The following is a 23,810-nucleotide window of genomic DNA, read 5'->3' as shown; positions in this document are numbered from 1 at the left end:
CGGGAAGCATCGACGCACGCCCCTGCCACGCCCGCACGCCGCTGCCTAGCGTTCCCTCCGTACCCGTCGAGGAGGAACCGATGACCCGCCGCACCGCCCACTACGTCCAGCAGACCGCCCGCCCGCAGGGCCGCCCCTCCCCCGCCGACTTCGCCTTCATGGAGCGCCCGTTGCCCGAGGTCCCGGCCGGTGGGGCCCTGGTGGAGAACCTCTACTTCTCGGTGGATCCGTACATGCGCGAGGTGATGGACTTCGGCGAGCTGGACGCCCCGATGGAGGGCCGCGCGCTCGGGCGGGTGGTGGCCTCGCGGTCGCCGCACCTGACAGAGGGCGACGTGGTGGCGCACCGTCAGGGCTGGCGCACCCACGCGGTGCTGGACGAGGCGCAGGTCCCGGCCCACGGCGCGCGGCCGGACCCGGGCGGGGTGCGGCTGCTCGGTGGTGAGGCGGTGCGCCCCGATCCGGGCGGAGTGCGGCTGATCCGCCCGGCGGACGGGGTGCCGCTGACCGCCTACCTGAGCGTGCTGGGCGGCACCGGCCTCACCGCCTACGTGGGTCTGACCCGGGTCGCCCGGCTCCAGCCCGGGGAGGACCTGTACGTCAGTGCGGCGGCCGGCGGGGTGGGCACGGCGGTCGGGCGGTTCGCCCGGCTGATGGGGGCCGGGCGGCTGATCGGAAGTGCCGGATCGGCGTCCAAGGTCCGGGAGTTGACCGGGCGGCTGGGCTTCGACGCGGCCTTCGACCACCATGACGGGCCGATCGGCGAACAGCTGCGGGCCGCCGCACCGGACGGGATCGACGTCTACTTCGACAACGTCGGCGGCGAGCACCTGGCCGGGGCGATCGACGTGCTGCGGCACGGCGGCCGGATCGCCTGGTGCGGCGCGGTGGCCCAGTACGACGCCCCGGCCGACCCGCCCGCCGCCCCGTACAACCTCTACGACGTGGTGGGGAAGAGCCTGCGGCTGGAAGGGTTCCTGGTGCGCGACCACCGCGACGCGCAGGCCGAGTTGGAGGAGTGGGCCGCCCCGCACCTGCGCTCGGGGGCGCTGGTGGCGGAGGAGACCGTGACGGCGGGGTTCGACCGCTCGGTGGAGGCGTTCCTCGGGATGCTGGACGGGCGGAACCTGGGCAAGGCGATCGTGCGGGTGGAGGGCGCCTGAGGCAGGTGTCCGAAGCCGGCGTCCGAAGCCGGTACCTGAAGCCGATCGGTCCGCGGGGGTCGGGGGTGGTCAGCCCCGGAGGAAGGTGAGGACGGCGAGGACGCGGCGGTGGGCGTCCTCGGCCGGGGGGAGGTCGAGCTTGGCCAGGATGTTGCCGATGTGCTTGCCCACGGCGGCCTCGGAGAGGACCAGGGCCCGGCAGATGGCGGCGTTGGAGCGGCCCTCGGCCATCAGGGCGAGCACCTCGCGCTCACGGGGTGTCAGCCGCTCCAGCGGGTCCCGGCGGCGGCCGATCAGCAGGCGCACCACCTCGGGGTCGACCACGGTGCCACCGTCGGCGACCGTCCGGACGGCGGCCAGGAAGTCCTCGATCTGACCGACCCGGTCCTTCAGCAGGTAGCCGACGGCCGAACCGTCCCCGGAGTCCAGCAGATCGGCGGCGTAGGAGCGTTGGACGTACTGACTGAGCACCAGGACGGGCAGGCCGGGGCGGGCGGTACGGAGTTCGACGGCCGCCCGCAGGCCCTCGTCGGTCTGGGCGGGCGGCATCCGGACGTCGGTGATCACCAGGTCCGGCGCCTGCTCGGCCACGGCGGTGCGGAGCGTCTGCGCCTCACCGACGGCGGCCACCACGTGGTGGCCGAAGCGGGTCAGCAGACCGGCCAGACCCTCGCGGAGCAGCACGCTGTCCTCGGCCAGCACGATGCGCAGCGGCCTCCCGGCCTCGGGGGCGGCGACCTCGGGGGCGGCGACCTCGCCAGGAGTCGGGGAGGGGACCGCGTCGGGCAGGTAGGCCGGGGCGGACGCGGGGGCCGGACCGGGCGCGGCGGCTGGGGAGGTCAGCGGGGCTGAGCGGGCGTCAGGGTGCACGGGATCTCCAGGCGCAGCAGGGTCGGGCCGCCGGGCGGGCTGCTCAGGGTCAGGGTGCCGTCGACCACGGCGAGGCGGTCGGCCAGACCGGTGAGGCCGGTGCCCCGGGACGGGTCGGCGCCGCCGTGGCCGTCGTCGGAGACCTCCACGGTGAGCCGCCCGTCAGCGTAGCGGCCGGTCAGGGAGGCCCGGCGGGCGCCGCTGTGACGGGCGAGGTTGGCGAGGGCCTCGGCCACCGCGAAGTAGCAGGCGGCCTCGACGGCGGAGGAGGGGCGGCCGGGGAGGTCGACGTCCACGCCGACCGGGACGGGGGTCCGGTCGGCCAGGTCGGCGACCGCTTCGGGCAGGCCCCGGTCGGTCAGCACCTGCGGGTGGATGCCGCTGATCAACTCGCGGATCTCGGTGAGCACGTGACCGACCTCCCGGTGCGCCTCGGCCAGCCGGGCGGCCAGCGGGCTGCCGACCGGGGCGTCGATCCGGGCCAGGCCGAGACTCATGGTGAGGGCCACCAGGCGCTGCTGCGCACCGTCGTGCAGATCGCGCTCGATCCGGCGCCGCTCGGCTTCGAAGGCGTCCACCAGCCGGGCCCGGGAGCGGACCAACTCGCCGATCCGGCGCTCCTGTTCCCGCTCCTGCTCACCCGGCGCGGCCAACTGCCGCACCAGCGCCGCCCGGGCGGCGGCCAGCACGGTGAGCGGGTGGGCGAGGGCGGCCAGCGCGAGCAGGCCGAGAGCGGCCAAGGCCAGGGCGGTGGGCTGGTCGTGGATCTGCCAGACCTTCAGCACGTTGACCTGCTCACCGTCCAGGGCCAGCAGGAGCGGGGACCCGAGCAGCCAGAGCGGGACGCCCACCGCGCAGGCCAGCACGGTGAGGTCGATCGGCCAGAGCAGCACCGCCGCCAGCGCCGTCAGCCCCAACTCCCGCCAGGTGGCGGGCTCGCGGTAGCGGGTGCGGAGCCACGCCTGCGGGCCGGGTGCCGACGGGTCGTGGTGCGGCGAGGGCGGGACGGCCTGGCCGAGCAGCCCGAGCAGGCGCCGCTCCAGCGCGGCGTACGGCAGCCCGGCGAGGGTGAGGGCGGCGAGCAGCGGGAGGCCGATCAGCAGGGCGGTGAGGGCCGCCGAGACCACCGTGCCGAGCAGCAGCAGGATGCAGAGCAGCAGGCCGGAGAGGCCGGTGGCCAGCAGGTACGCGGCGGCCCGCCAGGGGTGAGCGGTGCGGAGGAAGCCCGGCCGGATGACGGATCGCCACGTGGTGGGAGCGGCAGCCGACTTCGCAGTGGCGGCCGACTGCGAGGCGGCAAGCAGCTGCGGGACAGCGAGCGGCTGCGGCACGGTCGGCGGCTGGGGCGCGGCGGCCTGCGGGGCGGAGGGCATCCGGTCAGCTTAGGGAGCGCGGCGGGGCCCGGGAGTAGGGCTGGCCCTACCCCCGGGTGTGGGGAGCGGGCTGGTGTCCGGGCGGCGCGGCGGCGGTTGGCTGGACGGCATGGGAACGAGGATGACGGGGATCGCGATCAGGTCGTTGCGGGCACGCTGGGTCTCGCTGCTCGGGGCGTTCACGGCGCTCGCGCTCGGGGTGGCGCTGATGGCGGTGATGGTGCTGGGCCTGGCCGCCACCGCCGAACTGCCGTGGAGCGAGGCGGCGGTGGGGCTGTACGCCGGCTTCGGCACGGCGGGCGGGGTGAGCACCTTCGTGGCGGGCTTCGTGATCGCCTCCACCTTCGCGTACGTGGTGGCGCAGCGGAAGCGGGAGTTGGGGCTGCTGCGGCTGGCCGGGGCGGCGCGCGGGCAGGTGCGACGGGTGGTGCTGGCGGAGGCGCTGCTGCTCGGGGTGGTGGGCTCGGCGGCCGGGGTCGGTCTGGGGGTGGCCGGAGCGCCTTGGCTGGGGCGGGAGTTGGTGCGGCTGCAGGTGGCACCGGAGGGGTTCGCGCTGGTCGTGACGGCCTGGCCGCTGTGGGCCGCGTTCGGGACCGGGCTGCTGGTGGCGGTCGCCGGGGTGGCGGCAGCCGCGTACCGGGCCGGGCGGCTCGGGCCGTTGGACGCGCTGCGGGAGGCGGACCTCGACGTCGGGGTGATGACCGTCGGCCGGTGGCTGTGGGGGCTGGGCCTGCTGGCCACGGCGGTGGTGCTGGTCGGGACGGCGCTGGTCACCGAGCCGGGCTCGCTGCTGCGGCGGAAGAACTACACGGTGCAGCCGATGGCGCTGATCTCCGCGTGCGGGCTGCTGGCGCCGGTGTTGGTACGGCCGTTGCTGGCCGGCCTGGGGGCGCTGCCGGCCCGGCTGACCGCGTACGCCGGGCGGCTGGCGCGGGCCAACGCGCTGGGCGCGGTGCGGCGCAGCGGGGCGGTGGCGGCGCCGGTCCTGGTGGCGGTGGCGCTGACCGGCTCGCTGGTCGGGGCGCTCGGCACGGTGTCCGCCGGGCGGGCGGCGGAGGCCGCCGCGCGGACGGTGGCGGATGTCGTGGTGCTGCCCGCCCGCGGGTCGGACGGCCCCGGGTTGGTGGCGGCCCTGCGCGCGCTCCCCGGGGTGGTGGCCTCACCGAGTACGGCGGGGGCGGTCTCGGTGGTGGAGCCGGACGGGGTGGCGGCGCGGACCGAGGCGTGGGCCGTGGAGCCGGCGGCGTACCGGGACGTGGCCCGGCCTCCTTTCACCAGGGGCGGGTTGGCGGCTCTCGATGACGGTTCGGCGCTGCTGCCGGAGGAGTGGGAGGCGGGCGAGCGGGTGCTGTTGGAGCTCGCGGACGGGACCCGGCGGTCCTTGCGGGTGGCCGGCGTGCTGCGGGACGGGACGGGCAACGGCGGGGTGTACGTGACGGCGGCGAACCTGCCGGGTGGCCGACTGGACCGGGTGGAGCTGAAGTTGGCGGCGGGGGCGGACCCGGAGCGGGTGGCCGACGTCGCGCGGCGCCACGGGGCACGGGCCGTGAGCGGGGCGGAGTGGCTGGCCGGGGAGTACCCGACGCGGCCGGACCGGACGGCCTGGCTGCGGACGCGGTTGGTGCTGGGGCTGGCCGTGGTCTACACGGTGATCGGGCTGGCGAACGTGCTGGTGCTCGCGACGGCGGACCGCCGCCGGGAGTTGGGGCGGCTGAGGCTGGCCGGGGCCACCCGGGGGCAGGTGGTGCGGCTGGTGTCGGCGGAGGCACTGCTCACGGTGGCGGCGGGGGTCGTGCTGGGGCTGGGGGTGGCGGGGGTGAACCTGGGCGGGATGCAGCTCGCCCTGCGGCTGCTGGGGGTGGCGGCGCCGCTGGTGGTGCCCTGGGGTGTGGTGGGCGGGGTCGCCTCGGTGTGCGGCGCGGTGGCGGTGGCCGTCGCGGCGGGCGCGGCGGCGTGGGCCGTGCGGGGACGGGCGGTGGACGCCGTCGGGTGACGCGGCGTGAGGTGACCCGTCGTCAAGACCGGTCGGGTCACGGGCTCGTCCCGGCCACCAACCGTGCGTGGCGGCCGGGCGTGACGGCCGGGTGCGCGGACGTCCGGGCAGGTCGGCGGCGGTGTGCGCCCCGGGCACGGCTGCGGGCTTCCGGCCGGGCGTGTCACAGCACTGTCCTGGGGGCAGGCGGGGTGGAACGGTCCGTCCGGGCGGCGGGTCCTGCTCCTCGGAAGCCGTTCGCACCGCAGCACCGCAGTCCTGCCGCTCCACCGGAGGAGAACACCGTGCACGTCCGCAAGCTCGCCTTCACCGCCCTGGCCGTCGCCGCAGCCCTCTCGCTCACCGCCTGCCAGGACGGCGCGACGAGCACGGCCGACGCCTCCCCGACCAACGCCTCCCCCACCGGAGCTCCGACGACGGCCGCACCGTCCCCGACCAACGCCGCACCGACCACCCCGGCTCCGACCGGCTCGGCCGTGAGCAGCACGCCGCCCGCCGGCACCACCGCGACCCCCGGCAAGGCCGCCAAGTGCCTGACCACCGACCTCACCGTCACCGCGGCGGACCGCACCATCGACGGCGACGGCGACCGCACCGTGGTGGTCGAGCTGAAGAACCGCAGCGGCCGGGACTGCACGATCGCCGGGTACGCGGGCGTGGACCTGAAGACCTCGGCGGGCGCACTGTCCGCGAAGCGCTCCGGCGAGCCGGTGGTCGCGGGTGTGCTGGCGAGCGGCAAGTCGACGTACTTCGGCATCACGTACCCCGCCAACACCTCGGGCGGCTCCGGGGTCCGGATCACCGGTCTGGTGGTGACCCCGCCGGACGAGACCCACCCGGTCACCCTGGCCTGGCCGGGCGCGGGCTCGCTGCCCGTCACGGAGGACGGCGGCTCCCCGGTGAAGGTCGGCCCGGTCGGGAGCGCCGGCCAGGGCGGCTGACCACGGCGACGGGCCCCACGACCCACTGACGGCCCGACGGCTCGTCAGTCGGTGGCCAGGCGGGCGTGCAGGTGCTCGTCGTGGTGCAGGCCGTCGCCGAAGCGGTGGCTGGCCCGGAGGGTGCCCTCCAAGGGGTAGCCGGCCCGGGCGGCGACCCGGCAGGAGGCGGAGTTCCCGGTGGCGTGGCAGAGCTCGATGCGGCGGGCGTCGGCCTCGGCGAACGCCCAGGCGGTGACGGTCTGGGTGGCCAGGGTGGCCAGGCCCCGGCCCCGGGCGGCGGGGTCGAGCCAGTAGCCGATCATGGCGAGGCCGTCGGGGCGGTCGCTCCAGCGGATGGTGACGGCGCCGAAGAGGCGGTCCAGGTCCGGGTCGAGCAGGGCGAAGGAGCCGGCGATGCCCTGCTCCCAGGCCGCCGCCCGGCCGGTGATCCAGCGCTCGGCGTGGACGGGGGTCTCGGCGACCAGCGGGTTCCACAGGGCGATGTCCGGGTCGGCCGCGATCGCGCAGATCTCGCGGGCCCGGCGCTCGACCTCGCCGACCCGGCTCCAGGGCACCAGCCGGAAACCGTCACCGGACAGCTCGGTGGGCCGGAAGGTCGGTGCGTAGTCGTTCGGGTCCACGAGGTTCATGATCACCTGTGTACCCGAGCCCGGCCGCTCCCGCCAAGGGGTTTCACACGGCCCGGGCGGCCACCCGGAAGCCGATGTTGCCGGCCGAGCTGTCCGGGGTGTTGGAGCTGCGGGCGGCCACCCGGTAGCGGTTGCAGTAGGAGTCGTGGCACATGTGCGAACCGCCCCGCATCACCCGGGCGGTGCCGCTCGGCGGGCCGGCCGGGTCCTGTCGGGGGCCGGTGCGGTGGAAGTCGGGGCTGAACCAGTCGGCGCACCACTCCCAGACGTTGCCGGCCACGTTGTACAGGCCGTGGCCGTTCGGGCGGTAGGACTTCACCGGGACGGTGCCCCGGTGTCCGGTGTTGACGGTCGGGAAGACGCCCTGCCAGATGTTGCACGACTCCCGCCCGCCCGGGGCGAGTTCGTCGCCCCAGGGGTAGCGCCGCTGCTCCAGACCGCCGCGCGCGGCGTACTCCCACTCGGCCTCGGTGGGCAGCCGGGCGCCGGCCCAGTCGCAGTACGCCCGGGCGTCGTGCCAGGAGACGTGCACCACCGGGTGGTTCTGCCGCTCGCCGATCGAGGAGCCCGGGCCCTCCGGGCTGCGCCAGGACGCCCCGGCCACCGCGCGCCACCACGGCACGGCGGCGACGGCGGGCGAGGAGGCGGCCAACTCCCGTGCCAGGAAGCCTTCGAAGACGAAGCTGGAGCCGAAGCGCTCGGCTTCGGTGCGGTACCCGGTGGCCTTGACGAAGGCGGCGTACTGCGCGTTGGTGACGGCCGTCGGCGAGATCCGGAACGGAGCCACCGTCACCTCACGGACCGGCCCCTCACCGTCGGCGGGGTAGCCGAGGCCGTCGTCGGTGCCCATCAGGAAGCTGCCGCCCGGCAGCGCGAGCAGGCCCCGGGCGGTGCGGGCCGGCGGCGGGGCGAGCAGCGTCAGCGGGGCGGCGGCTCCGGTCCGGCCGGGCGTGCAGCAGGACTTGGGGGGCTCGACGGTCTCGCCGGCGTTCATGCTCGGTGGTTCCTCTCCGGAGAAGGTCGGACGGCCCGCCCCCGCGCGGGCGGGCCGTCCGGGTCCAAGGGCGACCGGCCGGGGCGACCGGCCAGGGCGGCCGGTCGGGGGTCAGCCGGTCCGGTCGGCGGCCAGCTTGGCGGCCAGGGCCGGGATGCCGAGCGCCTGTTCCTGGGCCGGGGTGGCCTGGTGGAGCAGGTTCTTCAGCTGGTACGGGTCGCTGACCAGGTCGTAGTACTCGCGGAACAGCACCTGGCCGGTGCCGCTCACCACCCCCGCCGCGTTGGTGTGCAGGGCGTAGTACTCGGTGTACTGCCGCTCCTTGTCGACGTACGAGGCCCAGGTGTTGGGCCCGCCCGCGGCGGTGCCCTGCTTCCACCACTCGACCAGCAGGTGGTCCCGGGAGTACCCGGTCAGCAGCGAGCGGCCGTCCTGCGGGGTGGTCGGGGTGATCCCCGCCGCGTCCAGGATGGTCGGGGCGATGTCGATGTTGGCGACCAGCCGGTTGTCGACGGTGCCCGAGCCCAGCCCGCCCGCCGGCCAGGAGAGGTAGAACGGCACCTGGTGGCTGGGCGAGTAGGGCACCGACTTCTTGAGCCAGCCGTGGTCGGCCCAGGTGTAGCCGTTGTCGCCGATGTAGACGACCAGGGTGTTGTCGAGCTGCCCGAGGTCCACGAGCTTGTCGTGGAACGCCTGCACCGCGTCGTCCACCGAGAGCAGGGTGCGGAGTTGACGCCTGCGCAGGTTCCGGGCGTCGTCCAGGGTGGCGGTCGCGTTCTGGATGTAGGCGGGCTTGTCGCTGCGGTCCTCCTCGGTCACCGAGGGCCGGCCGTTCCAGGGCGGTACGGGCGTGTCGGCGTACTTGGGGGCCGGGACGTTGGGCTCGTGCGAGGCGAAGGGGGTGACGTAGGCGAACCAAGGCCGGGTGTCGGTGGCGGCCCGGTCCAGGAAGTCCAGCGCGTGGTTCCTGATGACGTTGGTGGGGTAGCCGGTGATCTGGTGGACGGTGCCGTTGTCGTTGTAGGTGGCACTGTTGTTGTAGCTCGGCTGGAGCAGCAGCCAGTCCTCGAAGTGCGGCGGGTTGTCCGCCAGCGTCCAGGAGTTGAGGTACTTGCCGAACAGGCCGGTGCGGTAGCCCGCCTGCTGGAGGTAGCGCTGCACGGTGGTGTGCTGGTCCAGCGCGGCGGAGGCACCGTTGTTGCGCACGCCGTGGTTGTGGGCGTAGCGGCCGGAGAACACCGAGGAGCGGGACGGGGCGCAGAGCGGGGTGGCGACGTGACCGTTCGGATACTCCACACCGTGGCCGCCGAGCCAGGCGATGGTCTTCTGGATCGCCCAGTCGGTGTGCTTGGGCTGGTCGTCGGTGACGATCAGGAGGATGTTGGGGCGGGCCGCGGCCTGCGGCTCGGCCGCTGCGGCGGTCCGGCTGACGGCCAGCGGGACGGCGGTGGCGGCGGCCACCGCGGCGGCGCCGGTGAGGAAGCCCCGGCGGCTCGGGGAGGTGGGCTCGGGCATGGCTGTGCCTTCCGGTGTCTGGTGGACGGGGGCGGAGGGGTCAGCGCGGGAGACAGAGCCCGCAGGCCAGACGTCCGAAGTCGACGTGGCGGCGGGCAACGAGGAGGACGCCGGTTGCCATGTCCGCGACCCTAGGAGCGGCGCCCCGGGGCCGACAAGCCGGAGGTCGGGAAGTACGCGGGAACGACACAGCCGCGTGACGTGGCGACACATCACGCGGCTGCGGCGGCCGGTCGGGCCGACGGCGGGCGGGCCGGAGGTGGCCGGACCGGGGCGGACGGACCGGGGCGGACGGACCGTCAGGCCGCGCCCTCCCCGAGGTAGGCGGCCCGGATCCGGGGGTCGTGCAGCAGCTCGGCCGCCGGGCCGCCCATCCGGATCTCGCCGGTCTCCAGCACGTAGCCCCGGTCGGCGAGGCGGAGCGCCTGGGCCGCGTTCTGCTCGACCAGCAGCACGGTGGTGCCCTGCCCGTTGATCTCCCGGACGATCTCGAAGAGCCGCCCCACCACGATCGGGGCCAGGCCCATCGAGGGCTCGTCCAGCAGCAGCAGCTCGGGCCGGGCCATCAGGGCGCGGCCGATCACCAGCATCTGCTGCTCGCCGCCGGACAGGGTGCCGGCCGGCTGGCGGCGGCGCTCGGCCAGCCGGGGGAAGAGGCCGAACACCCGGTCCAGGTCGGCCGGATCGACCCGGCCGAAGCGGTAGGCACCGAGGTGCAGGTTCTCCAGCACCGTCATCCCGGCGAACACCCGGCGCCCCTCCGGGGAGTGGGCGATGCCGAGGCCGACCACCTCGTGCGAGGGCAGGCCGTCGATCCGCTCACCGTCGAACAGCACCTCCCCCGCCGAGGGGCGGAGCATCCCCGAGACCGCCCGCAGGGTGGTCGACTTGCCCGCGCCGTTGGCACCGAGCAGGGCCACCACCTCGCCCCGGCGGACCGTCAGGTCGATGCCGCGCAGCGCGGTCACCGCCCCGTAGTCCACCCGCAGCCCGGCCAGCTCCAGCAGCGCCGCCGGTCCGTCCCCGGCCGGGACGGCGTCCCGGACCGGCTCCACCACGCTCGTCATGCCGCCACCTCCACCGCTCCGGCCGCGCCCGCCAGGCGGGTCACCTCCACCGCTCCGGCCACGCCCGTCACGTCGCCGCCTCCGCTCCGAGGTACGCCTCGACCACCGCCGGGTCCCGCTGGACCTCGGCCGGGGTGCCCTCGGCGATCACCCGGCCGAAGTTGAGCACCATCACCCGGTCCGCCACCGCCATCACCAGCTTCATGTCGTGCTCGATCAGCAGCACGCCGATCTCCAGCTCCCGGTTGATCCGCCGGATCAGCGCGGTGAGTTCGAGCTTCTCGGTCGGGTTGGTCCCGGCCGCCGGCTCGTCCAGCAGCAGCACCCGGGGGTCGGTGGCCAGGGCCCGGGCGATCTCCAGCCGCCGCTGGTCCCCGTAGGCGAGCGCCCCGGCCGGCTCCGCCGCCCGGTCCGCCAGGCCGACGAACTCCAGCAGCCCGAGGGCCCGTTCGGCACTGCGCCGAGCCGCCCGGCGCGCGTGCGGCAGGCCGAGCGCGATGCCCAGCGGGCCGCTGCGCAGCCGGGTCTCGGCCGCCACCTGGACGTTCTCCAGCGCCGTCAGCGCACCGAACAGCCGGATGTTCTGGTACGTCCGGGCCACCCCGGCGCGATTCACCAGGTGCGGCTTGCGGCCCAGCAGTTCGTACGGCTCCCGGCCCTCCCGGTGGAAGGTGACCCGGCCCTGCTGGGGCCGGTAGACCCCGGTCAGCGAGTTGAACAGCGAGGTCTTGCCCGCGCCGTTCGGCCCGATCACCGCCAGCACCTCGCCGCGCTCCATCCGCAGCCCGACCTCCGCGAGCGAGACCAGCCCGCCGAAGCGCAGCGTCAGCCCCTCCGCCTCCAGTACCGCGCTCACCGGCCCGCACCCCCAACTCGCTTGGCACCGCCGGGGATCAGCCCCTGCGGGCGGTAGATCATCATGACCACCAGCAGCGCCCCGAGGTACATGAAGCGGTCCTTCTGGTCCACCACGTCCTTGAGCGCGTGCGGCAGCCAGGCCAGCAGCCCGGCGCCGAGCAGCACCCCGGGGATCGAGCCCATGCCGCCGAAGATGACGTAGGCCAGCACCAGCACCGAGTACAGCAACGGGAAGTTCTCCGGGTTCACGAAGCCGACCTTGCTCGCGTACACCACGCCGGCCGCACCGGAGGTGGCGGCGCCGATCGCGAAGGCCATCAGCTTGTACTTCACGGTGTCCACGCCGTGCGCGGCGGCGGCGATCTCGTCCTCCCGGATGGCGGCCCAGGTGCGGCCGACCTTGGAGTGCTGGAGGCGGCGGAGCACCAGCACGGCCAGCACGATCAGCGCCAGCAGCAGCCACCAGTAGTCGATCGGGTCCAGCTTCCAGCGGTAGGAGAGCGGGCCGAGCTCGATCGAGAAGTGCGGGATGCCGAACGCCCCGTTGGAGCCGTGGGTGAGGCCCTCGGCGTTCTTGGCCACCAGGTAGATGATCTCGTGGAAGCCGAGCGTGACGATCGCCAGGTAGTCACCGCGCAGCCGCAGGGTCGGGCCGCCGAGCAGCACCCCGGCGATCAGGCAGGTGAGCATGGCGACCGGGATCACCAGGAAGGGGTTGAGCTCGAACGGCGGCCGCACCGGCAGGTGGCCGGTCCAGAACGCGGCGCTGTACCCGCCGATCGCGAAGAAGGCGACGAAGCCGAGGTCGAGCAGCCCGGCCCAGCCGATCACCACGTTCAGCCCGAGGGCGAGCAGCACGTAGATGCCGACCCAGTCCACCAGCACCTGGTTGGTGGCCCGGCTGAGCCCGAGCGGGGCCAGCACCGCCACCGCCAGGCCGAGCAGCACCAGCACCGGCCGTGCGGTGCGCGGGAGCCGCGGTCGGGGCAGGCCGGCCAGCGAGCGCCGGGCGGCGGCCCGGGCCGGGGCGCCGAGCTCGGCCACCGCCCAGGCCAGCCCCCCGAGGCCGAGGCAGAGCCAGAGCCGGCCACCGGTCAGGGTGTCCCGCAGCGAGTACAGCGGATCGCGGCCGTTGCCCTGCTCGCCGGTCATCACGGCCAGCAGCAGGCCGACCCCGAGCAGCGCGCCGAGCCGCCGCCAGCGGGGCTGCCGGTACCACCGGGGCGTGCGGAGCCGGGCCAGCCGGTCGGAGCCCGGACGCCTGGTCAGGGTGCTCATGCGGTCCTCCCGATCCGGACCCCGAGGATGCCGGTCGGACGGAGCATCAGCACCCCGACCAGCACCACGAAGGCGGCCACGTAGCGCCACTCCTCGCCGAACAGCGGCACGTTGAAGGTCTCCACCAGGCCGAGCAGCAGCCCGCCGACCATCGCGCCCCGGATCGAGCCGACCCCGCCGAGCACGGCCGCCGCGAAGGCGGTGGTGCCGGGATTGAAGCCCATGGTGAAGGAGACCTGGGTGTTCAGGCCGAACAGGAAGCCGGCCACCCCGCCCATCAGCCCGCCGATCACGAAGGTCCGGGAGATCACCCGGTCGGTGTCCACGCCCATCAGCCCGGCCGTCTCCGGGTCCTGGGCCAGCGCCCGGATGCCGGCCCCCAGCCGGGTCCGGTTCACCAGCAGGTCGAGCGCCGCCATCATGGCCACCGCGCAGACCACCAGCAGGAGTTGGGTGATGGTGACCCGGGCGCCGAAGACCGTGAACAGCACCTCGTTCCGGTAGATCTCCGGCATCGGCAGCGGATCCCGGCCGAACAGCTTGCCGGCCAGGTTGTAGAGGAAGAAGGAGGCGCCGATCGCACTGATCAGGAAGATCAGCTTCGGGGCGCCGCGCCGCCGCAGCGGCCGGTAGGCCACCTTCTCCAGGCCGTACGCGGTGGCCCCGCCGACCAGCGCCGAGGCCAGCAGGCCGGCCGCCACCAGCAGCACCGAGGCGGTGGCCGAGGGGTGGGCCGGGGTGAGCTGCCGGAGCACGATCAGGCCGCCGAAGCCGCCCAGCATGAAGACCTCGCTGTGGGCGAAGTTGATCAGCTGGAGCACGCCGTAGACCAGCGTGTAGCCGATCGCGATCACCGAGTAGAGCGCACCCAGGGCGATGCCCGGGATCAGGTAGTCCCAGAACTCGTGGAGCGACATCGGAGGGTCCTCCCCTGGCTCAACTCGCGGCCAGCGTCTCGATGTTGCCCCGGTAGACCAGCTTGCCGCCGGTCACCTCGTAGAGGAACGCGGTCTTCCCCGGGTACTCGCCCTTGGCGTCGAAGCGGAACTCCTTGGTCAGGCCCTTGTAGTCGGCCTGCCGCACCTTCGCCAGCACCTGGTCCCGGGTGGCGTCCGGGCCGAGTGCCTTGAGCTGCTCGATCACCAGGTTGGCGGCGTCGAAGGACTCCGCCGAGTAGGTGCCGGGCGCGGTCCTGAACTCGGCCTGGTAGTCGGCGGCGAACTGCTTGATGCCCGCCTCCACCCCCGGGTCCACGCACGGACAGGTGACCAGCCAGCCCTCCGAGGCGGCCCCGGCCAGCTCGATGAACTTGGCGTCGTTCACCCCGTCCGAGCCGATCCTCGGCTTGTCGAAGCCCGCCTCCTTGAGCTTCTTGGCGAACGGCGCGGCGTCCGCGTAGAAGCCCGCGTAGATCAGCGCGTCCGCGTTCGAGTTCTTCGCGGCGGTGGCCACCGCGGTGTAGTCCGGGGTCTTCTGCGGCACGCTCTGGCGCACCACCTCCACCCCGGCCGCCTTGAGGTCGGCCTCCGCCACGGCGGACAGGCCGATGCCGTACTCGGTCTTGTCGTCCACCAGGAAGACCTTCTTCGCGGCCAGCTTCTTCGCGTAGTAGGCCGCCATCCCGCCGCCCTGGGCGTTGTCGTTCGGGATGCCGCGCAGGAAGGAGGTGAAGCCGAGGGTGGTCAGCGACGGGCTGCTCGCCGAGGGCGTCAGCGACAGCAGGCTCGCCTGGGAGTAGAGCTGGCCGGCCGCCTTGACCGGGCTGGAGAAGGCCGGGCCGATGGTGGCCAGCACCCTCTCGTCGTCGATCACCTTCTGCGCGGCGGCCGGGGACTGGTCCGCGCTGCCCGCGTCGTCGGCTCCCACGTAGACCAGCGAGAACGGCAGGTCGCCACGCGCGTTGGCCTGCTTCACCGCCAGCTTCACGCCGTTCTCCATGTGCACCCCGAGCGCGGAGTTGTCCCCGCTCAGCGGGCCCTGGTAGGCGATCTTCACGACCTTCTTGCCGTCGGCGCCGACCTCCTCGTCGCCCTTGGCGCAGGCGCTCAGCGCGAGCGCGCCCACGATCAGCGGCGCGGCGGTGGTCAGCAGTCTTCTGGGCAGCACGGATTCCCCTTGGAGGCACGGCAGTTCGGAATGGCCGTGACTCTATGCAGCCGCGAACGGCCGGAGGGAGCCCCGGGCGCTGGCTCTGTCACCTCGCGCCCGGCGGGGCGGTCAACCGTGGCTCACCACCACCCGGCCGAAGGCCCGCCCCGCCCCGAGGTGCTCCAGCGCCGCCGGCAGCTCGGCGAACGGGAACACCCGGTCCAGCACCGGCCGCACGCCGTGCACCGTCAACGCCCGGTTCAGCGCGGTGAACTGGGCCCGGCTGCCCACCGCGAGCGGCCGTACCGCCGCCCCGGCGCCGAACAGCAGCCGGGCGTCCACCGGCTGCGCGGCCGGGGCGTCGCCCACCCGGAAGCCGACGTAGGCCACCTCGCCGCCGAGCGCGGTCGCCCGCACCGAATCGGCCAGCTCCCCGGCCACGTGCACGGTCTTGTCCGCCCCGCGCCCGTCCGTCAACTCCCTTACCGCCACGTGCCATTCGGGGTGCTCGGTGCGGTCGATCACCTCGTGCGCGCCGAGCGCCTTCAGCCGGCCGGCCTTCTCCGGCCCCGAGGTGGTGGCGATCACCCGCGCTCCGGCCGACACGGCCAGCTGCACCGCCGCCAGGCTCACCGCTCCCGTCCCCAGGGTCAGCACCGTCTCACCGGGCAGCAGCGGCCGGCCGCCGGTCACCGCGTGCCAGGCCGTCAGGGTGGTGAGCGGCAGCGCGGCGGCCTCCTCGTACGAGAGGTGCTCCGGGATGCGGACCAGTCCGCGTTCGGCGGCCACCGCGTACTCGGTCAGCGTCCCGTCCAGCGCGGTGCCCAACTGCGCCGCCCGGTCGGCCCCGAACGGGCCGTCCACCCAGTCCGGGAACACCGTGAGCGCGACCCGGTCCCCCTCGGCGAAGCCGGTCACCCCCGCGCCGAGCGCGGCCACCTCCCCCACCCCCTCGCAGCCGGCCACCACGTCCGGGCGCACCGGCAGCGGGTAGTCCCCGGACAGCACCAGCAGATCGCGGAAGCTCAGCCCGGCGGCCCGCATCCGCACCAGCACCCGGCCGGGGCCGGGCTCGGGGACGGGGTGCTCACGGAGCGTCAGGCCACTCTCCCGGGTCACGTGGTAGCTCTGCACGGTCCTTCTCCCCCTCGGTCGTCGACCGCGCCCACCGTCGGGCGGGCCGGTACCGACGATCCTGCGGGGGCCGGCGGCGCCGGACAATTCCGCCGAGGGAATGGCCGGGCGGCACCGGGAGTGGTTGTATCGGCCGGGTGACCACCCTGAGTGAACCTGCGGGATTCCCGGCCGAGTTGCGGCGGCGCCGGACCGAACGGCGGATCAGCCAGCTCGACCTGGCCCTGCGGGCGGGCACCACCCAGCGGCACCTGAGCTTCATGGAGCGCGGGCGCTCCCGCCCCGGGCGGGCCATGGTGATCCGGATCGCCGAATCGCTGGAGCTCCCGCTACGGGACCGCAACTCCCTGCTGAACGCGGCCGGTTACGCCCCCGTCTACCCCGAGACCCGGTGGGAGACCGACCTGCTCGGCCCCGTCCGGGAGGCCCTGGACGTGATCCTCCGGGGCCATCTCCCCTACCCCGCCGTCGTGCTGCGCCCGTACGGCGAACTGGTCGCCGCCAACGAGGCGGTCGGCCTGCTCACCGAGGGCGTCCCGGCCGAGCTGCTCCGCCCGCCGGTCAACCTGATCCGCCTGCTGCTCCACCCCGACGGCCTGGCCCGCCGGGTCCGCAACCTCCCCGAGTGGGGCCGGCACGTCACCGGGAACCTGCGCCGCACCCTGGAGACCCGGCCCCAGGACACCCGCCTCGCCGCCTTCGTCGCCGAGCTGGAGACCTACCTGCCGCCCACCGCCCCCGGCCCCGACCACCTCGGCTTCGCCGTCCCGCTCCGGCTCACCGCCCCCGAGGGCGAGCTCCGCCTGATCACCACCATCACGTCCTTCGCCACCGCCCTCGACGTCACCCTCGCCGAACTCCACCTGGAGGCCTTCCTCCCGGCCGACGAGCCCACCGCCGAGATCCTCCGGGCCCGGGCCGCGGCGGCCCGCTGACCCGGCGGGCACGGACGGCCGGCCGGCACGGGCGACCAGCGGGCACGGACGATCAGCGGGCGCCGAACTTCTGGTCGGTGGTGACCACCTCGCGGCCCAGCGGCATCAGCGAGATCGGGATCATCTTGAGGTTCGCCCAGGCGAACGGGATGCCGATGATGGTGATGGCCAGCGCGATCGCGGTCGCGATGTGACCGATCGCCAGCCACCAGCCGGCGAAGACGATCCAGATCACGTTCCCGACGCAGGACGGCGCCCCCGCGTCCGGCTTCTCCACCGTGGTCCGCCCGAACGGCCAGAGCACGTACCCGGCGATCCGGAACGAGGCGATGCCGAACGGGATCGTGACGATGAGGATGCAGCAGATGATCCCCGCCACCGCGTAGCCGATCGCCATCCAGATCCCGCAGAGGATCAACCAGAGCACGTTCAGAACGAATTCGATCACCTTCATGCGATCACCCTCCCACGAGCAGCCCTGGAAAGGTCCTACCCGATCAGGCGAGTCCCGGACCGCCGCCGGGCCGATCGGGTAGATTGAACGCGTTCAAAGCGAAGGGGGCGCCATGAGCGGATCGGAACTGCTGGACCACTGGTGGACGTGGTGCGCGGTCGCGCCGTTCGTCCTGGTGGGCGCCGTGATCCGGCTGGCCTGGCGGTGGGGTACGACGGAGCGCCCGTCGGCGATGCTGCGGCTGCCCGGCACGGTGGGGCTGCTGGCGGCCTCGGTCGCGGGGTGCACCCACCTGCTGGGCGTGCTGGTCATGCCGTGGCTCGACCCCGGGGACGCCTGCCGACGCTTCGCGCCGGACCACCCCGAGCTCGTCCAGCACGACTTCCCGCTCTCCGCGAAGTGCGTGGCGCGCGGCGCCGCCGACGGCATCGAGCTGGTGCCGCCCTGGGTGCACCCGGTGGTGGTCGGCGGGCTGCTGGTCGCGGCGGTGGCGTTCGCGCTGGCCGCCGTCCGGTGCACCGTGCTGACGGTGCGGTACCTGCGGACCTGGCACCGGGACGTCGCCGAGCAGCGCTGGGCCGACGCCGAGGAGGCGCACTGGCAGGTGGTGGCCGGCGAACCGGAGCGAGGCCCCCGGACGCCGGCCGGCACCTGACGGGACCTCAGGCGAACTGGCCCGGGCGGTAGTCGCCGGCCGGGGTCCGCAGGATCACGTTGGCCCGGTTGAAGGCGTTGATGATGGCGATGGCCGCGACCAGGGCGCCGAGCTGGTCCTCGTCGTAGTGCTGGGCGGCCCGGCCCCAGACCTCGTCGCTGACGCCGCCGGCCGCGTCGGCGATCCGGGTGGCCTCCTCGGTGAGTTCGAGGGCGGCCCGCTCGGCCTCGGTGAAGACGGTGGCCTCGCGCCAGGCGGCGACCAGGTTGAGCCGCTCGGGGCTCTCGCCGTGGTGGACGGCGTCCTTGAAGTGCATGTCGGTGCAGAAGCCGCAGCCGTTGATCTGGCTGGCCCGGAGCTTCACGAACTCCTGGGTGGCGACCGGGAGGGTCGAGCCCTCCAGGACCTTGCCGGCCGCGATGATGTGCTTGAAGACCTTGCCCAGGACCGGGTTGGTGTAGGGGTTGAGGCGAATCTCCATGGTGTGCTCCCTGCTGGTTCGGCCTTGCCGAGTTGCTGTCACACCTACGACGGAACGGCCCGCCGGAATGTGACAGCACCACCACCGTGAGCCGGATCACATCAGAGCCGGGGCGCGTCCGGGTGGTAGGCGCGCTGCCGCTCCACCGGGGCGGCGGCGAAGTCGCCGCTGCCGTTGACCACCTCGCCGACCGCCAGCTCCAGGCCCCGGGCCAGGCCGGAGCCCTTGAGCACGGCGCCCCGCCCGTCCGGGTCCGGGTGGGTGTGGTCGCCGCCGCCGGCCAGCCGGGCCGACTGGACGGCGATCGCGCCGATCACCTGGCAGCCGTCGCCGATCGCCGAACGGCCGACGATCTCCGGCCCGTTGAGCAGCCGGGTACGGTCCCCGACCTCGACGGCCGCGGCGGCCCGGTTGGCCTTGAGCCGGGCGCCGCCCTCGCCGATCAGGTTCCGGTCGCCGATCCGGACCGAGCCGCCCGCCTCGGCCAGCACGGCGGCACCGGAGCGGAAGACGTTGCCGGAGCCGATGGTGCAGGTGCTCGCCCCGTCGCACTCCACCGTCACCCCCGGGTAGAAGACGTTCCCCTGACCGAGCGTCACCCGCCGCGAGATCAGCACCGAGAACGGGTCGTGGACCACGCTCCCGCCGTCCGCGAGGTCCAGCAGCTCGGTCACGGTGTACAGCCCCGCCGCCGTGCGTGCGGCATCCAGCCGGGCGAGCAGTTCCTCCACGAAATCCCCCTCGTGCGTTGTCCTTCGTGCCCGATCATGCCCCATCCCCGTATGGCCGGGGGAAGTTGTTCGGACAACGGACACCCGCCCCGGGTGGCGCGTTCACGCGCCGTCGCTACGGTCGCACCGCCCGGCCCTGCCCCGGGTGCGTGCGCGGTGGCCAGCCACCCGGGTGCGCCGAACCTGTCGAGGAGACGAACCCCTATGCAGCGCAAGGCCCTCAAGGCCGCGTTGGTGCTCGTGACCGCGAGCGCCCTGGTGGGCGGTGCGGCGGTCACCGCCAACTCGGAGCCCGCCGAGCAGTTCCGCAACGACCAGGGTCACGACAGCTGGTACGGCGGCGGCGGCGACATCCGCAACGTCATCTACATGGTGGGCGACGGCATGGGCCGCACCCACGTGACGGCCGGCCGGGACCGCTTCTACGGTGCCGCCGGGCGCCTGAACATGGAGCGCATGCCGTACGTCGGCCAGGTCGCCACCTACGCGGTGGAGAAGGGCAGCAACAAGCCCGCCCTGGTCACCGACTCGGCCTCCTCCGCCACCGCCTGGTCCTCCGGCGTGAAGACCTACAACGCGGCGCTCGGCGTGGACTCCTTCGAGAAGCGCGTCGTGACCCTGATGGAGCAGGCCAAGGCGGCCGGCTTCGCCACCGGCAACGTCTCCACCGCCGAGATCACCGACGCCACCCCGGCCGGCCAGTTCAGCCACGTGCTGCTGCGCGGCTGCCAGGGCCCGGTCTACTCGGACGCGGCCTGCCTGCCGAAGAACGCCGACGGCACGTACGAGGCCAAGCCCAAGGACGCCACCCTGATCACCCCGGTGGCCGAGCAGATCGCCCGCAACGGCACGGCCGACGTGATCCTCGGCGGCGGCCTGGCCCGCTTCGAGCCGGACGACCAGAAGGCGCTGAAGGCCCAGGGCTACCAGGTGCTCGGCAGCTTCGGCGACGCCGCGCTGCCGGCCCAGACCGCCGCCAGCCAGAAGGTCGCCACCAAGGCCGACCTGGACGCGGTGCGCAGCGGCAAGGTGATCGGCCTGTTCAACCGGGGCAACCTGACGGTGGAGGCGGCCAAGGCCGCGCTGCCGGCCGGCGCTCCGGAGAAGGCCGAGCCGGCCCTGGCCGAGCTCACCACCAAGGCGATCGACCTGCTCGGCAAGCGCAACCGCAAGGGCTTCTTCCTGCAGGTCGAGGGCGCCCAGATCGACAAGCGCTCGCACGCCAACGACGCCACCCAGACCCTGGGCGAGATCAAGGCGTTCGACGACGCGGTGGCCAAGGCGGTGGACTTCGCCAAGCGCGACGGCCACACCCTGGTGATCGTGACGGCCGACCACGAGTGCGCCGGCTTCAACATCATCGAGAAGGGCAGCTTCACCAACGCGGAGGCCGCCGCCCCGCCGGTGAACACCGACCCGGGCAACCCGGCGAACAACAGCTCCCCGTCGCGTCCGGGCGGCAACGTCAAGGACGCCACCCGCTCCACCGGCATCGTGAACGGCGCGGGCGCCAAGGACGCGAAGAACTTCGCCCCGGCCACCTTCCGCACCCCGGACGACCCGGCCGGCGTGGTGGACGGCAGCCCGGAGGCCAGCCTCTGGCTGACCTACCTGTCCGGCAACCACACCGGCGCCGACGTGCCGATCTTCGCCTACGGCCCGGGCGGCCAGCGGTTCGCCGCCAGCCAGGACAACACCGAGCTGTACGGCAAGATGTACCGCTCGCTCTTCAACCGGTCGCCGCGCTGACCCCGCGGGGCAGCTGACGACCCGTCCGGATCACCGGGGGCCGGGAGGGCACACGCCCCCTCCCGGCCCCCGGCCGTACTCCCGCTCCTCCTCCGGCCCCCGGCCGTACTCCCCGTACCCCCCGCACCTCCTCCGGCCCCAGGAGACCCCCGCCGTGAACGTGAACCGCCGCGCCCTCGTCCTCCCGCTGCTCGCCCTGGCCCTGCTCACCGGGTGCACCTCCGCCGGGACCACCCCGGCGGCGGACGCACCGCTCCCGACGCCCAGTCAGCTCACGCTCCCGGCCCCGCAGTCGGCCCCCGCCCCCGGCGCCTCGCTGGCCGGCCCGGTCCGGCCCGGCGAGGTCCGGCTGGAGCCCGGCCCGTTCACCGACCGGGTGAAGCTGGAGCGCCTCACCCTGGACAAGGGCTCGGCCGTCGGCGGCCACCTCACCATCACCTCGGACATCAGCGACGTGCTGGCGCTGGAGCTGCGGGCCGCCTTCTACGACCAGCAGGGGCAGTTGGCCGGCACCGGCACCTTCCACTACCAGGAGGAGGAGTCCGAGGGCGCCCACCTGGGGCCGCGCGCCGCCGAGGGCGGCATCGACTTCAGCATCCCGGCCGAGAAGCTCACCTCCAGCCCCGTCACGGCGGTGCTCTCGCTCCCGGTCCTGGTCAACGAATGAGCGTGCCCGCCCCTCGGAGCGAGGGACGGGCACGCGGGGCGGAGCGGGGTCAGACGGCCGGGAACGGGTCCAGATCGGCCTTGAGGGTCTGGCCGGCCGCCGGGGCGGTCCTGTTCACCAGGTAGTCGGTGACCAGCACGTTGAGCGCGGCGCTGCGGCCGATCGCGCAGTGCTCGATCGAGTCGACGGTGACCAGCACCGCGTCGCCGAGCTGACGCTGCATCCGCTGGGCGAACTTGTACTGGGTGGCCGGGTCGTAGAGGTTGCCGATCACCATGACCTTGTTGGCGGTCTTCTTGTTCCACGGACCGGTGTAGCGCTCGTTGGTGAGCGCGGGGGCCGGCCAGCTGGCGCACGGCGGCGCGTCGAAGGCCTGGTAGCGGCCGAAGGTCGGCGAGCCGAGCTCCCAGACCTTGGCGGCCAGCGGGAACAGCTGCGGGACCGGCGGGTACGGCTTGTCCTGGCAGTTGACGCCGTAGTAGGAGTCGTCCGAGGTGTACGGGGTCTCGGCCGGGGCCTCCCGGAGCGCCTGCGGGGCGACGGTGGCGAGCAGGTCGGCCGCGCCGGTGACGCCCTGGCCCTTGGTCAGCGAGCGGGCGCCCTGGGTGTTGATCGCCACGTCCAGCGCCTGGATCGAGGTGGCCAGACCGGCCAGCCGGCTCTGCGCGTACAGCGCGTTGGCGACCTGGCTGGTGAAGCTGGAGAGGGTGACCTCGGCACCGCTCGGCAGGGTCACCGGGCTGGTCCGCAGGTGGTTGCGGATGGCGTCGAAGCGGGCCCGGTTGTCGCCGCCGGCGAAGGCGCAGCGGGCGGTGCCCGCGGTGGCGCAGCGCTCCAGGAAGCCCTTGAGCGAGAGCTCGAAGCCCTCGGCGCGCTGGCGGTCGTACTCCAGGCCGTCGGTCATCCGCAGGTTGGGGTCGACGTTGCCGTCGACGATCACCGCGCGGACCTTGGACGGGTACATGTTGGCGTAGGTGGCGCCGATCAGGGTGCCGTAGGAGAAGCCCGCGAAGGTGAGCTGGGCGTCGCCGACGGCCTGCCGCATCCGGTCCAGGTCGCGGACCACGTTGATGGTCGACATGTGCTTGATCAGCGGGCCGGCGTTCTTGCCGCAGGCCGCCGCGTAGTCGCGGTTGGCGGCCATGGTGTCGCGGACCTCGGTCGCGGTGACCGGGACGCCGGTGGCGCGCTCCCAGAGCGCGTCGGACTCCTCGTTGGTGGTGAAGCAGCGCAGCGGGTTGCTGCGGGCCACGCCGCGCGGGTCGAAGCCGACCAGGTCGAAGCGGTCCTGGACCTTCTTGTCGAAGCGCGTGGTGGTGGCCCAGAGGTAGCCGCTGCCGCCCGGGCCGCCGGGGTTGAGGAAGAGCGAGCCTATTCGGTGCGCCGGGTCGGAGGCCCGGCGGCGCAGCATCGCGATGCCGATCGTCTCGCCCTTGGGCTTGGCGTAGTCCAGCGGCACCGGGTAGGTCGCACAGTCGTAGATGCCCGGATCGGGCTTGGTCGGATCCGGATTGCACGGTGTCCACGACACCGGGTCCACCTTGGCCGCGGCTGCGGCTCCCTGGGCCGACGGAGCGGCGACAGCCACTCCGGGCACCAACAGCAGGGCACTGGCCGCAGCCAGGCCCGCACTCCAGTAACGAGACACGGAACCCCCCTCGACATGTCCGGAACAGTGCGCCAGCATGCCAGTTCGGAGATCGCCGAGGAAGGGTCCGGACCGGAACGTCGCTTTCAGGCCAGCAGTTTGGCCTTCGCCTGCTGGAACTCGTCCTCGGTCAGCGTCCCGTCGCTGCGCAGCCGCGCCAGCTTCGCCAACTCGTCCGCCTGGGTGGGCTGCTGACCGTCCGTCGGCTGCTGACCTGCGGCCTCCTGGACGTAGGCGCGGAAGGCCGCCTCGCTCTTGCGCGCCTGCTCGCGGTCGCGCTCGCCCATCGAGCTGCCCCGGGCGATCAGGTAGACCAGCACGCCGAGGTAGGGCAGCAGGATCACGAAGACCAGCCAGCCGGCCTTGCCCCAGCCGCCCATCGCGTGGTCGCGGAAGATGTCCCCGATCACCTTGAAGAGCAGGAAGAACCAGAGGACGAAGAGGAAGACCTCCAGCATCGTCCAGAACAGGTTGAGCAGCGGGTAACCGTCCATCAGAACTCCTTCGGACCGCCGCCCGTACCGTACGGGAGGCGGTCCGATCATAGGAGGACAATCAGGACATACCGGTCAGGCGCACCCGCCCCG

The 23,810-nt window shown here is 73.8% G+C and carries 23 protein-coding genes; 7 read left to right on the top strand and 16 right to left on the bottom strand.

Annotated features, from left to right (window positions below):
- Positions 1-80: 80 nt before the first annotated feature.
- On the top strand, positions 81-1,163 hold the full coding sequence (locus ACIRBX_RS10055; protein WP_402295131.1) for an NADP-dependent oxidoreductase: 1,083 nt from the start codon (positions 81-83) through the stop codon (positions 1,161-1,163).
- A gap of 69 nt (positions 1,164-1,232) precedes the next feature.
- On the opposite strand, the gene ACIRBX_RS10050 is transcribed toward ACIRBX_RS10055, so the two are convergent.
- Both ACIRBX_RS10050 and ACIRBX_RS10045 read right to left on the bottom strand, forming a co-directional pair.
- Positions 1,233-1,874, bottom strand: coding sequence for a response regulator (locus tag ACIRBX_RS10050; protein ID WP_402295290.1), 642 nt, complete (start codon positions 1,872-1,874; stop codon positions 1,233-1,235).
- Between the two features lie 128 nt (positions 1,875-2,002).
- Positions 2,003-3,406 (bottom strand): sensor histidine kinase, encoded by a 1,404-nt coding sequence (locus ACIRBX_RS10045; RefSeq protein WP_402295129.1) that lies wholly within the window; start codon positions 3,404-3,406, stop codon positions 2,003-2,005.
- A gap of 121 nt (positions 3,407-3,527) precedes the next feature.
- On the opposite strand from ACIRBX_RS10045, the gene ACIRBX_RS10040 reads away from it, so the two are divergent.
- Positions 3,528-5,399: an FtsX-like permease family protein gene (locus tag ACIRBX_RS10040; protein WP_402295128.1), complete on the top strand. Its 1,872-nt coding sequence runs from the start codon at positions 3,528-3,530 to the stop codon at positions 5,397-5,399.
- Between the two features lie 284 nt (positions 5,400-5,683).
- On the top strand, positions 5,684-6,340 hold the full coding sequence (locus ACIRBX_RS10035) for a DUF4232 domain-containing protein (protein WP_402295127.1): 657 nt from the start codon (positions 5,684-5,686) through the stop codon (positions 6,338-6,340).
- 44 nt (positions 6,341-6,384) lie between these two features.
- Here the strand turns inward: ACIRBX_RS10035 and ACIRBX_RS10030 are convergent, their stop codons facing one another.
- From ACIRBX_RS10030 to ACIRBX_RS09990, 9 genes are all read right to left on the bottom strand, one after another.
- On the bottom strand, positions 6,385-6,969 hold the full coding sequence (locus ACIRBX_RS10030) for a GNAT family N-acetyltransferase (RefSeq protein WP_402295125.1): 585 nt from the start codon (positions 6,967-6,969) through the stop codon (positions 6,385-6,387).
- A gap of 43 nt (positions 6,970-7,012) precedes the next feature.
- On the bottom strand, positions 7,013-7,963 hold the full coding sequence (locus tag ACIRBX_RS10025) for a formylglycine-generating enzyme family protein (RefSeq protein WP_402295123.1): 951 nt from the start codon (positions 7,961-7,963) through the stop codon (positions 7,013-7,015).
- A 111-nt stretch (positions 7,964-8,074) separates the two neighbouring features.
- Complete coding sequence (locus ACIRBX_RS10020) at positions 8,075-9,478, bottom strand: sulfatase (protein ID WP_402295121.1); 1,404 nt, start codon at positions 9,476-9,478, stop codon at positions 8,075-8,077.
- 299 nt (positions 9,479-9,777) lie between these two features.
- Positions 9,778-10,545: an ABC transporter ATP-binding protein gene (locus ACIRBX_RS10015; RefSeq protein WP_402295119.1), complete on the bottom strand. Its 768-nt coding sequence runs from the start codon at positions 10,543-10,545 to the stop codon at positions 9,778-9,780.
- A 67-nt stretch (positions 10,546-10,612) separates the two neighbouring features.
- Positions 10,613-11,401 carry an ABC transporter ATP-binding protein gene (locus tag ACIRBX_RS10010; RefSeq protein ID WP_402295117.1) on the bottom strand — a complete coding sequence of 263 codons (789 nt, stop codon included), beginning with the start codon at positions 11,399-11,401 and terminating at the stop codon, positions 10,613-10,615.
- Positions 11,398-12,681, bottom strand: coding sequence for a branched-chain amino acid ABC transporter permease (locus ACIRBX_RS10005; RefSeq protein ID WP_402295115.1), 1,284 nt, complete (start codon positions 12,679-12,681; stop codon positions 11,398-11,400). Before ACIRBX_RS10005 ends, ACIRBX_RS10010 begins: the two co-directional genes overlap by 4 nt.
- The gene (locus ACIRBX_RS10000) at positions 12,678-13,598 is read right to left on the bottom strand and encodes a branched-chain amino acid ABC transporter permease (protein ID WP_402295113.1); all 921 of its coding nucleotides are present in this window, start codon (positions 13,596-13,598) and stop codon (positions 12,678-12,680) included. The genes ACIRBX_RS10005 and ACIRBX_RS10000 overlap by 4 nt, the downstream gene beginning before the upstream one ends.
- 19 nt (positions 13,599-13,617) lie before the next feature.
- Positions 13,618-14,787: a branched-chain amino acid ABC transporter substrate-binding protein gene (locus ACIRBX_RS09995; RefSeq protein ID WP_402295112.1), complete on the bottom strand. Its 1,170-nt coding sequence runs from the start codon at positions 14,785-14,787 to the stop codon at positions 13,618-13,620.
- Positions 14,788-14,898: 111 nt separating this feature from the next.
- Complete coding sequence (locus tag ACIRBX_RS09990; protein ID WP_402295110.1) at positions 14,899-15,903, bottom strand: NAD(P)-dependent alcohol dehydrogenase; 1,005 nt, start codon at positions 15,901-15,903, stop codon at positions 14,899-14,901.
- A 128-nt stretch (positions 15,904-16,031) separates the two neighbouring features.
- Between ACIRBX_RS09990 and ACIRBX_RS09985 the strand changes: the two genes are divergently transcribed.
- Positions 16,032-16,838 (top strand): helix-turn-helix domain-containing protein, encoded by an 807-nt coding sequence (locus ACIRBX_RS09985; protein WP_402295288.1) that lies wholly within the window; start codon positions 16,032-16,034, stop codon positions 16,836-16,838.
- Positions 16,839-16,890: 52 nt separating this feature from the next.
- On the opposite strand, the gene ACIRBX_RS09980 is transcribed toward ACIRBX_RS09985, so the two are convergent.
- Positions 16,891-17,292: a YccF domain-containing protein gene (locus ACIRBX_RS09980; RefSeq protein ID WP_402295109.1), complete on the bottom strand. Its 402-nt coding sequence runs from the start codon at positions 17,290-17,292 to the stop codon at positions 16,891-16,893.
- Between the two features lie 112 nt (positions 17,293-17,404).
- Between ACIRBX_RS09980 and ACIRBX_RS09975 the strand changes: the two genes are divergently transcribed.
- On the top strand, positions 17,405-17,947 hold the full coding sequence (locus tag ACIRBX_RS09975) for a hypothetical protein (protein WP_402295108.1): 543 nt from the start codon (positions 17,405-17,407) through the stop codon (positions 17,945-17,947).
- A 7-nt stretch (positions 17,948-17,954) separates the two neighbouring features.
- Here ACIRBX_RS09975 and ACIRBX_RS09970 read toward each other — a convergent pair whose 3' ends face one another.
- Together ACIRBX_RS09970 and ACIRBX_RS09965 are read right to left on the bottom strand one after the other, a co-directional pair.
- Positions 17,955-18,428, bottom strand: a complete 474-nt coding sequence (locus ACIRBX_RS09970; protein WP_402295106.1) for a carboxymuconolactone decarboxylase family protein — start codon at positions 18,426-18,428, stop codon at positions 17,955-17,957.
- A gap of 101 nt (positions 18,429-18,529) precedes the next feature.
- Positions 18,530-19,159, bottom strand: coding sequence for a hypothetical protein (locus tag ACIRBX_RS09965; RefSeq protein WP_402295104.1), 630 nt, complete (start codon positions 19,157-19,159; stop codon positions 18,530-18,532).
- Between the two features lie 204 nt (positions 19,160-19,363).
- On the opposite strand from ACIRBX_RS09965, the gene ACIRBX_RS09960 reads away from it, so the two are divergent.
- Together ACIRBX_RS09960 and ACIRBX_RS09955 are read left to right on the top strand one after the other, a co-directional pair.
- Positions 19,364-20,908 carry an alkaline phosphatase gene (locus ACIRBX_RS09960; RefSeq protein WP_402295103.1) on the top strand — a complete coding sequence of 515 codons (1,545 nt, stop codon included), beginning with the start codon at positions 19,364-19,366 and terminating at the stop codon, positions 20,906-20,908.
- Between the two features lie 154 nt (positions 20,909-21,062).
- Positions 21,063-21,575 (top strand): hypothetical protein, encoded by a 513-nt coding sequence (locus ACIRBX_RS09955; RefSeq protein ID WP_402295101.1) that lies wholly within the window; start codon positions 21,063-21,065, stop codon positions 21,573-21,575.
- 49 nt (positions 21,576-21,624) lie between these two features.
- Here ACIRBX_RS09955 and ACIRBX_RS09950 read toward each other — a convergent pair whose 3' ends face one another.
- Both ACIRBX_RS09950 and ACIRBX_RS09945 read right to left on the bottom strand, forming a co-directional pair.
- The gene (locus ACIRBX_RS09950; protein ID WP_402295099.1) at positions 21,625-23,106 is read right to left on the bottom strand and encodes an alpha/beta hydrolase; all 1,482 of its coding nucleotides are present in this window, start codon (positions 23,104-23,106) and stop codon (positions 21,625-21,627) included.
- 203 nt (positions 23,107-23,309) lie between these two features.
- Positions 23,310-23,717 carry an SHOCT domain-containing protein gene (locus ACIRBX_RS09945; RefSeq protein ID WP_402295098.1) on the bottom strand — a complete coding sequence of 136 codons (408 nt, stop codon included), beginning with the start codon at positions 23,715-23,717 and terminating at the stop codon, positions 23,310-23,312.
- Positions 23,718-23,810 lie beyond the last annotated feature (93 nt).

This window comes from Kitasatospora sp. NPDC096147, assembly GCF_044763225.1.
Taxonomy (GTDB): Bacteria; Actinomycetota; Actinomycetes; order Streptomycetales; family Streptomycetaceae; genus Kitasatospora.
The sequence above is the reverse complement of the archived record's forward strand: the minus strand, read 5'-3'. Positions and strand labels throughout refer to the sequence as shown.

Excerpts from the sequence above, each read along its gene's own strand:
- ACIRBX_RS10055 (WP_402295131.1), top strand. The coding sequence starts at position 81 with ATGACCCGCCGCACCGCCCACTACGTCCAGCAGACCGCCCGCCCGCAG.
- ACIRBX_RS10045 (WP_402295129.1), bottom strand. The coding sequence starts at position 3,406 with ATGCCCTCCGCCCCGCAGGCCGCCGCGCCCCAGCCGCCGACCGTGCCG.
- ACIRBX_RS10040 (WP_402295128.1), top strand. The coding sequence starts at position 3,528 with ATGACGGGGATCGCGATCAGGTCGTTGCGGGCACGCTGGGTCTCGCTG.
- ACIRBX_RS10030 (WP_402295125.1), bottom strand. The coding sequence starts at position 6,969 with ATGAACCTCGTGGACCCGAACGACTACGCACCGACCTTCCGGCCCACC.
- ACIRBX_RS10025 (WP_402295123.1), bottom strand. The coding sequence starts at position 7,963 with ATGAACGCCGGCGAGACCGTCGAGCCCCCCAAGTCCTGCTGCACGCCC.
- ACIRBX_RS10020 (WP_402295121.1), bottom strand. The coding sequence starts at position 9,478 with ATGCCCGAGCCCACCTCCCCGAGCCGCCGGGGCTTCCTCACCGGCGCC.
- ACIRBX_RS10015 (WP_402295119.1), bottom strand. The coding sequence starts at position 10,545 with ATGACGAGCGTGGTGGAGCCGGTCCGGGACGCCGTCCCGGCCGGGGAC.
- ACIRBX_RS10005 (WP_402295115.1), bottom strand. The coding sequence starts at position 12,681 with ATGAGCACCCTGACCAGGCGTCCGGGCTCCGACCGGCTGGCCCGGCTC.
- ACIRBX_RS10000 (WP_402295113.1), bottom strand. The coding sequence starts at position 13,598 with ATGTCGCTCCACGAGTTCTGGGACTACCTGATCCCGGGCATCGCCCTG.
- ACIRBX_RS09980 (WP_402295109.1), bottom strand. The coding sequence starts at position 17,292 with ATGAAGGTGATCGAATTCGTTCTGAACGTGCTCTGGTTGATCCTCTGC.
- ACIRBX_RS09975 (WP_402295108.1), top strand. The coding sequence starts at position 17,405 with ATGAGCGGATCGGAACTGCTGGACCACTGGTGGACGTGGTGCGCGGTC.
- ACIRBX_RS09970 (WP_402295106.1), bottom strand. The coding sequence starts at position 18,428 with ATGGAGATTCGCCTCAACCCCTACACCAACCCGGTCCTGGGCAAGGTC.
- ACIRBX_RS09960 (WP_402295103.1), top strand. The coding sequence starts at position 19,364 with ATGCAGCGCAAGGCCCTCAAGGCCGCGTTGGTGCTCGTGACCGCGAGC.
- ACIRBX_RS09945 (WP_402295098.1), bottom strand. The coding sequence starts at position 23,717 with ATGGACGGTTACCCGCTGCTCAACCTGTTCTGGACGATGCTGGAGGTC.